The following is a 13,324-nucleotide window of genomic DNA, read 5'->3' as shown; positions in this document are numbered from 1 at the left end:
AGCAATAATCATTATTTTGGCAAGGGGGAATTGAGATTGTGCAAACGATCTGGGCTCATCATTAGCATATTCCTCCTTGGACTTGGATTGATTGGTTTCATGCTCATTACCCAAGGACAAGTTGATAAGCCCGCCGGCCAAATTGACCAGCCCCGCCAGACTAAAGCCACCAAATATCAACCGTTATCGACAGCTAGTCTTAAAACTAACCGTAAACTTCAATATGCTAGCATTATCTATTATGCGATCAACCACGTGCATATCCAGCGGTGGCAGGAAGTTTCCGACTTGAGATCAGGCTGGCAAGTTGAACTTTCACGGACAAACGACGCCACCCGTTATTTAGTATGGCCGGACAAGAACATTACGAGCAAGGAAAAACAGTTGACACCTAATTGGTTTGAAATTAGTGGTCGCACCGTTATTTACCATAGTTTTGAGGTACACACCGCTGAAGAAGACGAGGATCAGTACGATGCGACAACTCAGGATCACATTGTTAAACAAATTAACCTGGATCGTGCTGCCCGAAAAGTTTGGCGAATGAGTGGGAATTTGGTGGTTCAAAATCGTTGAAGTTGGGATTTGGAATTGTTAAATTGATTAATGGTGCTCCGTGAAGCAGGTGCTAGATATATAAAGGGTCGATCATGAAAATCCTGATTTTGGATTTTCATGATCGACCCTTTATATAACCGCACCTAAGCGCTTCACTGCGCACACTAACTATTCATCGACTCCTTAAACTTCGTCTTAATAAAGTTAGCAGAAGTCTGTAATTTTTCTTTTTCTTCATCTGTTAAGTCCAGTTGCACTTTTTCCAGAATGCCATCTCGGCCGACAATTGCTGGGTATGATAAGTAAGTGTCCAACTCTTCCCGATAATTTGATACGGCTAATTGCGTTCTTGAATCACTAATAACCGTATTGGCCAAACGAACTGCAGCGGTTGCTACGCCATAATTGGTGTACTTTTTGCCATGGAACACATTGAAACCGCCTTCACGGGCGGCCTTATCCAACTTGTTTAAATCCAAGCCTCGTTGTTTGGCAATTTCCGTGATTGGATGACCCAAAACGCGAACCGTTGACCAAGCAGTAAATTGTGAGTTCCCGTGTTCACCTAAGTTATAGCCTGAAACCGAACGTGGATCGATGTTTAATTCTTTAGCCACTGCCCGCTTCATTCTGGATGAGTCAAGTAACGTGCCAGTCCCAATAACGTGTTTCTTTGGTAGGCCGGTAATTTGCTGATACATGGATGTAATCACATCCACGGGGTTGGAGATATCAACAATAATCCCGTTAAAGCCTGAATCCTTAATCTTTTGCGCAACTGATTTCACTGCCTTACTGGTAAATGGTAACTCAGCAAAGCGGTCATCATTCTTATTATCTTGCAATTTAATGTTTCCTAATGCCGAAATGATCACATCAGCGTCCTTCAACGCCGAATAATCATTAACCGTAATGTTTGTATGGAAAGGCAAATTTGACATCGCGTCTTCAAAATCCGTCGCGTCTGCTTCAACCTTTTTCTCCCGGGTATCGATCAACACTAAATCATCCGCAAATCCACAAGCAACTATGTAATGTGCGGCCGTTGAGCCAACATTTCCCATTCCAATAACAGCAATTTTTCTTGTCATTTAATCACCTCATATGATGTTTAATTCCCTTTAGTTTAGCACGGAAACAACAAAAATGGCAGAAAAATTAGAAAATTAAAATTGTCTTCAATTACAATAAAGAAGCTTTTAACTATTTTGAAACAGTTAAAAGCTTCTAACATGCTATTTATTTCATATAAGCATACTTATAGCTCCACTGAGTACCGGCAGTATTATGAATCACACCTTTCAGTGAAGGCTTCTGTAAGTAGGAAGTGACTTGTTGATAGAGTGGCGTCATTCCTTGATCCTTGTTAAATACTTTGGCAGCCTGAACCAAATCATCCCAACGTTGACCTGCATTATTAGCATCGCGGTTCTGAGCTCGATTAATCAGCTTATCATAAGTTTCATTACGATATTTACCATAATTATAAGCTGTCCCGGACTCAGGAATTTGTAAGAATGAAATTGGATCATTGAAGTCGGCACCCCAACCAGAAAGATAAATGTCGAACTCACCCTTCAAGGCATCTTGGGTTGCGACTTGGCCAGGCACGTTGCGAATGTTTAACGTCATCCCTGGCAGAACTTTCTCAAACTGGGCCTTCAAATACTGGGTCACTGGACTACTGGTTTGATCATCGCTTGAGGCCAAAATCGACAAGTTGACTTTTTTGACTCCGACTTGTTTCAGCCCCTTCTCCCAATACTGCTTAGCCAGCTTTTCATTATGATCAACTGTATTAGCAACCGCCTGCTGCTTGGCAAAATCCGTCCCCGTCCTTGGATCGTGGGCGAGCTGAGAGGCGACAAAGCCGGTTGGAGTTGCTGATCCATCCCCTAAAACTTTCTTGGTCAACTGTTTGCGATTAATGGAAAGTGAAATAGCTGTCCGAATGTTTCGATTGCTCATCACTTTACGTTTCGTGCTATTGGCATCTTTAAAGTTATATTCCAAGAAGCTCACCAGTGAGTAAGGGTACTGCTTGAACTCTGAGTTGTTCTTGTAATTCTTGATTTGCTGATTAGACAGCGGCGTCAAGTCAAGCTTGCCCTGTTGGTAAAGCTCCAAACCAGTTGTTGGGCTGGCAACCACCGTATAGTTAATCTTCTTGAGCTTAACGACGCTCTTATCCCAATATTGATTGTTTTTCACAAATTGCCACTTGTTGCCAGTTCCGTTCCAATTCTTAATTGTAAATGGTCCTGAATAAACCATATATTGTGAACGAGTGCCATACTTCTTTCCATATTTATCAACAATTTTTTGGTTCTGAGGACCAAAGAGTGGGTAGGACATAAGAACCTTGAAGTAGGCAATTGGTTTTTCGAGTTGAACAACAACGGTCTTGCTATTAGTCGCCTTAATCCCAACGGCATTTGGTGAAAGCTTGCCAGCGTTTACCTTGTCAGCATTCTTAATCCCACTAAACAGATAAGCATAAGTTGATTTAGTCTTGGGGTTCAAAGTTCGCCGCCATGAATAAACGAAATCTTGTGCAGTGATTTGATCGCCATTACTCCATTTGGCATTGCGTAATTTAAATGTCCACGTTTTGCCATCTTTAGACTTCTTGGCGCTTTGGGCAAGGCCGGCGGTTGGCTTCCCATTCTTGCCAAGGCGATAAAAACTTTCAAACGCATTCCCTGTCTGACCATAACCAGTTGATTTAGAAATATCAATTGTGTCCAGTGGTGCGGTCGTACTGAGATTCAAGGTTTGGCTCTTGCTGGAATTTGTTTTTTGATTGCTGGACTGCCCACAAGCCGCTAACCCAACTGTGATTATTCCAATGACTGCGACCAGCAATAACATTCTTAACTTTCTCATGTTTTCTCCTCCAAAATGATGATGGATCTCCCTAATTTGATGCATCTATAGATTAAATACGTCAAAACTGAACGAATTTTCTTATTCCAAACAAAAAAGTGCCACAGCTTCAGTTAACGCCAAAAGCTGTGACACTCCAGAATCCATTGATAAGCAACTTAAATCACACTTACTCTAACAAATGGATTGTTTAAAGAGACCACCCTCAGCGTTAACTTGAGCTGGACACATCTGACAACAAGTTGATTGTACGGCTACAAATTGCATGGGTGATTCCTCCTCGTTTGATATCTGCACCAAATATAACGGAATCACCACATTTTGTCAACCAAAAGCCTAAAAGCCTGAATGAACAACTCGGTTATAGTAGCGCAGATAATATGAGTGATTTTCAGGGGCATACGTAATCTTGGTCACACTTGTATTATCGGGTTCTTCAATGACCATCATTTCTTTAGGGGAGCCCATCGCAGCCAGCACCGCAGCCTTGATTGTGAAGCCATGGGTGACAACAATAATCTGATCATCAGGGAATTTCTGACTAACGCTGCCCATAAAGTCCTGTGCTCTGGCGATAACGTCTTCAAATGATTCGGTATTGCCACCCGCCACCGTGACATAAATTGGCAGCACATCGTTTAAAACGTGGTCAAATACTTCTGGATACTTCTCTTCCAACTCAGCGTTCTTCTGGCCATCCCAATCGCCATAGGAAATTTCCAGCAACCGTTTGTCATAGGTTATCGGTAAGTTCGCACTCTGATTTAAAATGTTTGCGGTATCTTTAGTCCGTTGTAATGGGCTTGCGATGATTTGATCCGCAAACGAGATATCGAAACCCTGATGTAAACTTTCCGCTTGTTTCTTTCCAGTTTCCGAAAGGTATGTCACTTCCGTATTAATGATTCCCTGCTTTAGGCCAATGGCATTTGCCGCAGTCTGGCCGTGGCGAATGAAGTAAAAGTCAGTCATGTTGGTTTCCTCCAAAATGTTTCTCAAATATGTTTAGGTAGATCTCATCATTCAATTGGCTGCTTAAAACTTACCATGATGGTTATACTCAAGTAAACCCCGCCATGCAAAATTATTCAAAATACTGTTGCATTTGTCTGTGGGTTATGTTAGATTTTAATTATAAGAAATGGAGGTATTCACATGAACGTGAATTTAATGACTTTTACAATTAAATCATCCTCCTGGTCTACGGTGTCATGCGGGTAGGCCATCTTTTAGTGCGATATTTTCGACAAAAGGCCTTACACGGATGATGTTACATCACACTGTGAGGCCGTTAAAACTGCTATGCTAACGAGCTCTCACAGTGTCAATCTGTGGGAGCTTTTAATTTATGATAAAGGGAGTTTTGAGCTATGACGGTTTATAATTTCGCGGCGGGACCAGCAACGCTACCAGATCCGGTGATTAAGCAAATTCAAGCAGAGTTACCATCACTTCAGGGAACCGGTATGAGCATTTTGGAAATTTCTCATCGTTCTGCCATGTTTGACGGCATCATCAATACGGCTAAACAAGATATTTGTGATTTAATGCATGTCCCCGACAACTATCATGTATTATTTTTCCAAGGTGGCGGCACCGGCCAATTTGCGGCAGTTCCACTTAATCTCGCCACCGATCACAAACGAATTGCCTTGCTAGACAGTGGTCACTGGGCAACTCGGGCAGGTGACGAAGCAGCTAATTTGGGTGTGGCTGTCGACGTCTTGGCCACAACCAAAGCCGATCATTACCGACAACTCCCTCACTCAAATAAACCACTTTCCGCAGCTGAGTATGACTATCTTCACGTCACGACTAACAACACGATTGAAGGAACTGCTTACCATACTTTGCCTGAACATGGCGATGTCACTTTGGTTGGTGACTTGTCGTCCAATTTCATGGCGGAAGAATACAACGTGAATGACTTTGGCTTAATCTTTGGCGGAGTCCAAAAGAACCTCGGCCCTGCCGGCGTGACCATCGTCATTGTTCGAGACGATCTGGTTAAACCAGTTGAACACATCCCCAGTATCCTCAACTATTCGTTATTTGTTAAGAAAAATTCGATGTTTAATACGCCACCGGTTTTTGCAATTTATGCGACTGGACTCGTTCTTAAATGGCTCAAGCAACAAGGCGGCCTTGCCGAAATTGAAAAGATCAACCGCAAGAAATCGAGCCTGCTTTATGATTTCTTGGATGAATCCAAACTATTCACCAACTATATCAAGCAATCTGATCGTTCATTAACAAACGTGCCATTTACAACTGATGACGCAGATCTTGATAAGCAAGTCATCCAAGCCGCATCGGATGCCGGCTTAATGAATTTAAAAGGCCATCGGAGTGTCGGTGGCTTGCGGGCCAGTCTATACAACGCAATGCCAACTGAAGGCGTTCAAGCACTCGTTGATTTCTTACACAACTTTGAAAAGAATCATTAGGAGGAACAGACATGTATCAAGTAAAAACTTATAACGCAATTGCTCAAGCAGGTTTGGATCAATTTACCGACGACTACCAAATTAATAAAACAGATGACGCGGATGCCTATTTAATCCGTTCCGTGAATTTGCATGATCAAGAATTTCCAAAGAGCCTTAAGGTGATTGCCCGGGCGGGGGCTGGCTATAATAACATTCCCTTGGACAAAGCCACTAAGAATGGAACCGCCGTTTTTAATACTCCTGGGAGTAATGCCAATGCCGTTAAGGAGCTGATTATCGCCCTGCTGGTTGCCTCGTCACGAAACTTATTTGCTGCAGCAGATTATGCTGCTCATAACAGTGGCGCCGATATTTCATTAAGAACTGAGAAAGACAAAACTAAATTTAAGGGGACTGAGCTAACCGGTCGAACCCTTGCTGTCATTGGTGTCGGCCACGTTGGCTCATTGGTTGCGAATGCCGCCAGTGCCCTTGGGATGAAAGTCATTGGCTATGACCCTTACTTATCGGCTGATGCGGCATGGCACATTTCAACCAACATCACCCGGGCGAGAACGCTGGGTGAAGCGTTGGCCCACGCTGATTACGTCACCGTTCACGTTCCAAAGAATGAAGAAACAACCGGCTTAATTGGCAGCGAGCAAATGGAAATCATGAAAGACGGCGTTAAACTTTTCAATTATTCCAGAGGTGGTATCGTTGATAATACCGCTGCGGTAGATGCATTGGACGCCCGCAAAATCAGAACTTATTACACTGATTTTGGCGAAAACATCCTGCTTAATCGTGACGATGTTGTGGTAACGCCACATATTGGCGGTTCAACGATTGAAGCCGAGGCTAATGGGGCAACTCAAGGAGCCAATACGATCATGACCTATCTGGAAACAGGTAATATTATGAATTCGGTTAATTTGCCTAACCTCCAAGTGCCATTTAACGCCCCTTATCGGGTGACGATTATTCATAAAAACATTCCGAACATGGTTGGTCAAATTGCAACCGCCTTGGCCGATGCCGGCATTAATATTGAAAGCATGAGTAATGCCGCTAAAGATGGCGTGGCATACACCATCATTGATCTGGATAATCTAAAGAACGAAGCGGACAACAAATTAATTCAACGTTTGAGCAAAATTGACGCGGTCTACCGGGTCCGGGTATTGAAGAAGTAAGTAAACTTCTTAAACGCTGTCTATGCTCGCAGTGAATCAATCTTTTTTACACGGTTCACGTTATTTTTGATACCATCGCATCTTTAGTTGCAATGGCACCGCGATCCTAATCACAGTGAGCAACATTAACTATAACTAAGGGTCCTCTTAACGAAAGGAAGTTGAAAGCAATGGAACACTTTTGGTTTGAACGCAAAACTGACCAACAAGAATTCCCAATACTTGATACCAAGCTTGATCAGTGGCGACTCTGGGCGTTACTCCTGTTTGTTTCAATTGGCACGGTCATCTGGGTGGCTTTTGCTGCGGCTGTAAATTTCAAAAGTTACTGGACGATAACCGTTTGTGACGATATAATTCCAGCCATTATTATGATTGGCGGGGTCTTGTACCTTAGCCAAGGTCGCCTGCTTCGCTTATTTGGCAAGCCACGTTGGTCCGACTTTGGCTTTGGCGCCATGATGTTCATTCTCCAATTAATTTACGCATACGTGGCAGCAACCGTCATCCCGAAACTAGGGGGAACCTTAGGCGAAAATGGGGCGGCTACCCCAATCGGGAAATCAAGCAATCAATTAATGGCATACTTCCAGAGTATCTTCTCAGATCTCTTTGATCTAATGAATGAAGAACTCCTTAGTATTGTCATCTTCTTAACGATTGCTGCGCTCTTGATTGAGTATTACCATTTCAGTCGCCGGGCTGGTCTCGGGATCGCGATGCTGGCATCAATGTTTATCTTTGGCATGCTTCATTTTCAAACCTATAACTGGAATTTGATTCAAATGCTGGCCATCATTGCAGTTGAGCGTTTATTCCTCAATGCAACCTTCATCCACAGCAAGACCATCTGGCCATCTTACTTAGCTCACATGGTCTTCGATGGATTGGCATTTTTGGCGGCAATGTACTATTTGCCGGTTCATTAAATGCGTAGCCTAAATCACCTCAATGAAAGAACATTCACACAAATATTAATTTTTCTCAATTATTAACCTACGCGTTGAAGAAAAAACTGAACGTCAAATAAATAACCTGTCAGCTTTTCTTTTGACCACAAAATGTGCTATGATATTTTTAACTAAATAACGACTGCCACCGGGCAGCAATTGTTGGTACTTTTGACAATTCCATTAGGTCTTTGAAGGAATTGTGAGGGGTACCATTTTCTTTTAGCCAGCAACGCCAAGCAGAAAGCTACTTGTAAGGACCTCTGAGAAAAATTCCAAACCCAGGAATTTCTCTCAGAGGACACTTACACTCCGCTTTCTAACCGCTTTGCTACGCTCACTTATTTGGAGGATTTCTTATGAATTGGATTACATTAATTATCGCAGGCCTTTTTGAGGTCGTTTGGGCAATCGCTATGAAATTTAGTCACGGATTCACTAACCTCACGCCAACCATTGTCACCTTTGTCGGCATGCTAATTAGCTTCTTTTTACTCGCCCACGCCACTAAAACATTACCTTTAGCCATCGCCTATCCCGTTTGGACTGGCATCGGCGCAGTTGGAACCGTGATCGCCGGAATTGTCTTATTTGGTGACAAAATTTCGGCCATCACTTGGGCGTTTGTCGTGATGTTACTTATTAGTATTGTTGGAATTAAGATGACCAGCTAGCTCCTTTTTGGTGGTCAAATTTCAATCGACCTTTTTCTAGGGAATCCGTCAAAATTCCTATATAATCTTACTTTGTAGAGAAGTTAAGGCGGTGGCTATTTCCAATTGGAGGTGGTGCTTATGGTGTTACAACGATAAGCTCAGATCCTATGAAAGGAGTAGCATGAGTGTCCGTTTCGGATGCCCTACAATTAATGTTGGCTTTCGGTACTTTTATCGTAGCCTTATTGGCATCAGTTGTTGAGTTGACTAAAAATCAGCGAAAAAAATAACCGCCTTAGCTTGGCAGAGCTAGCGGTTATTTAACCCTAAAATGCCACCGTCTTAAACGGCTCTATAAGGGAAATCCTTGTCTGATAGGGTCTCCCTTTTTCTATTCGTTATTATATCACAACTAAATCTTTTATTGGTAATCCGACCTTTCTAAAACGTAGAGACGGTGTTTCACAATGTGCTAAACTAGAAGTATTGAATTCTGTTCCTTAATAACACAAGCAAAATTGCCATTACTTTCAGCATATTTTTAGGACAGCTACTCAAAGCAGAAACTTCCACCTAAGCACCTGCTACAAAAATCCCCAAACCCGGGATTTCTGTAGCAGAAGACTTAGGATCCAGTTTCTAACCGCTTTGATCCGCTCACTTTTTCATAGGAGGTTCATCCATGTTTAAAACTTGGCATCAGCCCGGAAAAATTCTGGACCGCAAGAATGTCTATTCTGGTCGTGTTTTTGCCGTTGATCAACTCCATATTCAAACCCCAGACGGCTTGAAGGTGGAACGAGATCTCATTAAAACATCCCCGACAATTACAATTTTAGCAATGACCGCCAATCAAGAAGTTGTCATGACCAGCGAATACCGGGCTGGCGTCAATAGTGATTCCGTTTCCTTACCGGCTGGGATCGTCAATCCTGGTGAAACCGCTGAGCAGGCTGCCAAGCGGGAATTGCGTGAGGAGACTGGGTACGTAGCTCAATCCGTTACAAAGATGACCCGGATCACCTCATCAGAAGGCTTCATGGATCAATTCGCCGACCTCATGCTCATTGGTTTTGATCCGGCTGATCAGGTTCAAAAGCATTTCGACAAAGACGAATTTGTTAATAGCGAACTAGTCCCTTTAACTCAAGTCGTGGAGTGGATCAAGAATGGTAAAGTGAATACGGCCCAGGCGGTATCGGCGATTGGGTACTATACAATGTTTCTTAACTAAATCCTTGTTTTGAATACTTCTCAAGCAATCAATTTTTATTGTTTAGAAACGAAAACAGCGTCTTTAGCCCTTTCAACTTTGGCTAATGGCGCTGTTTTCGTCTGATTAATCTCCAGCAATTTCTCTGTAGACAAAACAGTCAACTTCATGATCATTGACCATCCCAACTGCTTGCATAAATGAATAGATAATGACCGGACCAGTAAACGAAAAGCCGGCTTTCTTCATTTGCTTACTGATTTGCTTGGCTAAATCAGTCGTTGCCGGAACTTGTTCATGCGATCGATAATGATGCTGAATTGGCTTACCAGTAACAAACTGCCACATATAGCGATCAAAGGTGGTACCTGAACCAGCTAGCTTATTAATGACTTTGGCATTATTAATAATTGCGATCAATTTGCGCTGGTTGCGAATGATATCGGCATTTTTCATTAAGCTTGGCAGGTCATTTTCCATCCCTTGAACCTGCCGATAGTCAAAGTCATGGAAGGCTTGCTTAAACGCCGACCGCTTTTTTAAAACCGTCTGCCAGCTTAGTCCAGCCTGCATGATCTCCAAGGATAATAATTCAAATAAATGCCGGCTATAGTGGCTAGGCCGGCCCCACTCTTGGTCGTGATATTGCTGCATTAACTGGTTGTCAGTATTAGCCCATGAACAACGAATAAGATTAGTTGCCATTAGTTACTTCCATAGTTAGCATTATAATTCAGCAACAGCTCAATAGCTAGGTGGTCACGGTTAACTACAAACCATCTAGGATTAGTCGGTAAATTGTTTATAAATGTAACTGGCTTTCCCTTCATACATTGATAAAACCTACAGCAAGCGGCAGATTCCCGCCACATAAAAAAGGCAATGCATTTCAAGATTCAAAATGCACTGCCGTTTTCACTTAAATTCTGAGATCAAATTACCCTTCATCCTAATCGCTTAGGATTAATCTTACTTCTTATAAACAACCTTGCCATCAACCAAGGTCATCACTGTCTGGCCATAAACGGTTTCGCCAGTAAATGGGGTATTCGTTCCCTTTGAAAGATAGTCGCTTTCTTCAAGCTTGTGAGGATCATCCAAGTCAAAGATTGCAATATCAGCTGGTTGACCGACTTCCAGCCTCCCGGCATCAGCCATCTTAAAGACTGAGGCAGGCTTTTCTGCCATCCAATTAATGAGTTGAGCCAGAGTAAAGATCCCCGTCTTAACAAATTTCGTATACAACATGTTAAAGGCAGTTTCACTACCAGTAATCCCGAAGGAAGCAGTGGCAATTGAGCCAGCTTTATCTTCCTTTGTGTGAGGCGCATGATCGGTGGCAATCATATCAATGGTGCCATCTAGCAAGCCTTGAATCAAAGCCTGCCGATCACCTTCACCACGCAATGGCGGATTCATTTTGTAATAAGGATCATCCGTCTTAATATCTTCATCAGATAACAATAAATGATGCGGCGTTACCTCAGCCGTTACATGAATACCAGCTTTCTTGGCAGCCCGAATGATATTAACCGTGTGCTTTGAAGAAGCGTGGCAGATGTGGTAATGAACGCCAGTTGCTTCGGCTAAAATAATATCTCGCGCTGCTTGAGCCGTTTCACTCACCCAGGGCATTTCCTTTAAGCCAAGCCGTTTGGCAGCCCCACCGTTTAAGACACCGCCATATGTAAGGGCATCATCTTGAACATGTTCAACAATCGCCATGTCCAATTTAGCTGCCTGTTGCATAGCCTCGTACATCGTACTGCTTTTTTGAATGCCGTTGCCATCGTTACTAAAGGCAAAGGCACCGGTTTTTTTCAAAGCAGGAAAATCAACTAATTCATCACCGCCCCGATTGGTAGTAATCGTTGCATATTGTTTGATGTGAACCACGCCGTCTTTTTGATTCAATTTGATCACATTGTTGAGATTTTCAGGACTGTCAGGGGCTGGGGTTAAGTTTGGCATTGCGCCAACAGTTGTAAAGCCACCATGAGCAGCGGCCATGCTACCGGTTTTAATCGTTTCTTTTTGTTCCTGGCCCGGCTGACGATAATGGACATGAACATCGACTAAGCCTGGACTAACAAAGTTATTCTGGGCATCAATAACATCATCGATACCATCGCTTCCTATTGTAGGGGCGATTTTTTTAACAACTCCATCCTCAATCAAAAGATCTCGACTAATCAGTTGACCATTTTCTAAAATCCGACCATTGGCAATCACACGTTTCATCAGTTTGAATTCTCCTCGCTGAAATTAATATTCTTCTTTTACAAGTCCTCGGTAACGAAGCATACTGGTCATGATCGCCATCCGGACAAAAACACCGTTAGCCATTTGAGGGAAGATTCGGGATTTGTCACATTCAACCAATGAATCCGCAATTTCTACGCCGCGGTTAACTGGAGCTGGGTGCATGATAATTGAATGTTCTGGCATCATCTGTTCACGTTCTTCCGTCAAACCATACATTGCGTGATACTTTTCTGCAGAGAAGGTGCCATTTTCATCGTCAGTGATCCGCTCGTGTTGAACCCGTAGAAACATCATAACGTCCATCTGAGAAACCAGGTCATCGATTGGCATCCAGTCACCATATTTAGCAAATTCTTCGGTGTACCATTTCTTTGGTCCGCCAAAGTAGACGTGAGCACCCAGCATTGTCAAAACTTCCATGTTGGAACGGGCAACTCGTGAGTGGGTCAAATCACCAACGATGGCAACTTTTAAGCCTTCAAAGTGACCAAACTCTTCATAAATGGTCATCATATCAAGTAAGGATTGTGAAGGATGTTGACCAGAACCGTCACCGCCATTGGCAATTCCAACGTGGATATTAGGATCTGCAATCAAATCCTTGTAGTATTCGTTCTTACGATCCCGAATGGCCATGACGTCAACGCCAATTGCTTGGAATGTCTTGATCGTATCACCCATTGATTCACCTTTGTTAAGTGAACTGTTTGAGGGGTCGAAGTTAACCACTTGCAATCCTAATTTGCGTTCAGCCATTTCAAAGCTGGTATGAGTTCTGGTGCTGCTTTCAAAAAACAGGTTTGCGGCATAGGTTGGTCGCTTTAATTCAATTTGCTTACCTGCCTTAAAATCTGAGGCTTCGTGGATAAATGATAAAACATCTTGGGTTGAAAGATCTTCCATACTTACAACGTTCTCAAAACTAACTGGCTTCGTAATTTGCATCATCATTGGTTTCCTCCTAAAAATAAGTGAGCGGATCCAAGCGGTTAGGGATCGGAGTGTAAGTCTCCTTGAAGGAAAATTCCTGATTTTGGAATTTTTCTTCAAGGTGCTTATATGCAGGTCCCTGCTTGGAGGAGCTGTGCTAAAACAAATGGTTCTACAATATCTGTTGTTGGTAATAGATTTTATCTATTACTGATGACAGATTTTTTGTTTCTCGTTAGAA

The 13,324-nt window shown here is 42.8% G+C and carries 13 protein-coding genes; 7 read left to right on the top strand and 6 right to left on the bottom strand.

Going from position 1 to position 13,324, the window contains the following annotated elements:
- The first annotated feature begins 36 nt into the window (after positions 1 to 36).
- Positions 37 to 576, top strand: coding sequence for a hypothetical protein (locus tag QUF07_RS05465; RefSeq protein WP_289426948.1), 540 nt, complete (start codon positions 37 to 39; stop codon positions 574 to 576).
- Positions 577 to 722: 146 nt separating this feature from the next.
- Here QUF07_RS05465 and QUF07_RS05460 read toward each other — a convergent pair whose 3' ends face one another.
- The 3 genes from QUF07_RS05460 to QUF07_RS05450 all read right to left on the bottom strand — a co-directional run bounded on the left by QUF07_RS05460 (position 723) and on the right by QUF07_RS05450 (position 4,416).
- Positions 723 to 1,649 carry an L-lactate dehydrogenase gene (locus tag QUF07_RS05460; RefSeq protein WP_054748937.1) on the bottom strand — a complete coding sequence of 309 codons (927 nt, stop codon included), beginning with the start codon at positions 1,647 to 1,649 and terminating at the stop codon, positions 723 to 725.
- A 148-nt stretch (positions 1,650 to 1,797) separates the two neighbouring features.
- The gene (locus QUF07_RS05455) at positions 1,798 to 3,444 is read right to left on the bottom strand and encodes a peptide ABC transporter substrate-binding protein (RefSeq protein ID WP_217341380.1); all 1,647 of its coding nucleotides are present in this window, start codon (positions 3,442 to 3,444) and stop codon (positions 1,798 to 1,800) included.
- Positions 3,445 to 3,780: 336 nt separating this feature from the next.
- Positions 3,781 to 4,416, bottom strand: a complete 636-nt coding sequence (locus QUF07_RS05450; protein ID WP_217161967.1) for a histidine phosphatase family protein — start codon at positions 4,414 to 4,416, stop codon at positions 3,781 to 3,783.
- A gap of 398 nt (positions 4,417 to 4,814) precedes the next feature.
- On the opposite strand from QUF07_RS05450, the gene serC reads away from it, so the two are divergent.
- From serC to QUF07_RS05420, 6 genes are all read left to right on the top strand, one after another.
- Positions 4,815 to 5,891: a 3-phosphoserine/phosphohydroxythreonine transaminase gene (gene serC, locus QUF07_RS05445; protein WP_289426947.1), complete on the top strand. Its 1,077-nt coding sequence runs from the start codon at positions 4,815 to 4,817 to the stop codon at positions 5,889 to 5,891.
- An 11-nt stretch (positions 5,892 to 5,902) separates the two neighbouring features.
- Positions 5,903 to 7,069, top strand: a complete 1,167-nt coding sequence (locus QUF07_RS05440; RefSeq protein WP_217161963.1) for a phosphoglycerate dehydrogenase — start codon at positions 5,903 to 5,905, stop codon at positions 7,067 to 7,069.
- Between the two features lie 170 nt (positions 7,070 to 7,239).
- A complete protein-coding gene (locus QUF07_RS05435) occupies positions 7,240 to 7,998 on the top strand; it encodes a CPBP family glutamic-type intramembrane protease (protein ID WP_289426946.1) in 759 nt (252 codons plus the stop codon).
- Positions 7,999 to 8,378: 380 nt separating this feature from the next.
- The gene (locus QUF07_RS05430) at positions 8,379 to 8,693 is read left to right on the top strand and encodes a DMT family transporter (RefSeq protein WP_217161959.1); all 315 of its coding nucleotides are present in this window, start codon (positions 8,379 to 8,381) and stop codon (positions 8,691 to 8,693) included.
- 194 nt (positions 8,694 to 8,887) lie between these two features.
- Positions 8,888 to 8,965 carry a putative holin-like toxin gene (locus QUF07_RS05425; protein WP_249778404.1) on the top strand — a complete coding sequence of 26 codons (78 nt, stop codon included), beginning with the start codon at positions 8,888 to 8,890 and terminating at the stop codon, positions 8,963 to 8,965.
- A 392-nt stretch (positions 8,966 to 9,357) separates the two neighbouring features.
- Entirely contained in the window at positions 9,358 to 9,909 is a 552-nt protein-coding gene (locus tag QUF07_RS05420) for an NUDIX hydrolase (protein WP_289426945.1), read from the top strand.
- A gap of 105 nt (positions 9,910 to 10,014) precedes the next feature.
- Here the strand turns inward: QUF07_RS05420 and QUF07_RS05415 are convergent, their stop codons facing one another.
- The 3 genes from QUF07_RS05415 to QUF07_RS05405 form a co-directional block, all read right to left on the bottom strand.
- A complete protein-coding gene (locus QUF07_RS05415) occupies positions 10,015 to 10,593 on the bottom strand; it encodes a DNA-3-methyladenine glycosylase I (RefSeq protein WP_217161955.1) in 579 nt (192 codons plus the stop codon).
- A 264-nt stretch (positions 10,594 to 10,857) separates the two neighbouring features.
- The gene (pyrC, locus tag QUF07_RS05410) at positions 10,858 to 12,129 is read right to left on the bottom strand and encodes a dihydroorotase (protein ID WP_289426944.1); all 1,272 of its coding nucleotides are present in this window, start codon (positions 12,127 to 12,129) and stop codon (positions 10,858 to 10,860) included.
- 24 nt (positions 12,130 to 12,153) lie between these two features.
- The gene (locus tag QUF07_RS05405; RefSeq protein ID WP_217162044.1) at positions 12,154 to 13,101 is read right to left on the bottom strand and encodes an aspartate carbamoyltransferase catalytic subunit; all 948 of its coding nucleotides are present in this window, start codon (positions 13,099 to 13,101) and stop codon (positions 12,154 to 12,156) included.
- Between the last annotated feature and the right edge of the window lie 223 nt (positions 13,102 to 13,324).

Source organism: Lentilactobacillus sp. TOM.63 (assembly GCF_030361045.1).
GTDB lineage: Bacteria > Bacillota > Bacilli > Lactobacillales > Lactobacillaceae > Lentilactobacillus > Lentilactobacillus dabitei.
Note: the sequence above shows the minus strand (reverse complement) of the source record. Positions and strands in the feature narration are given on the sequence as shown.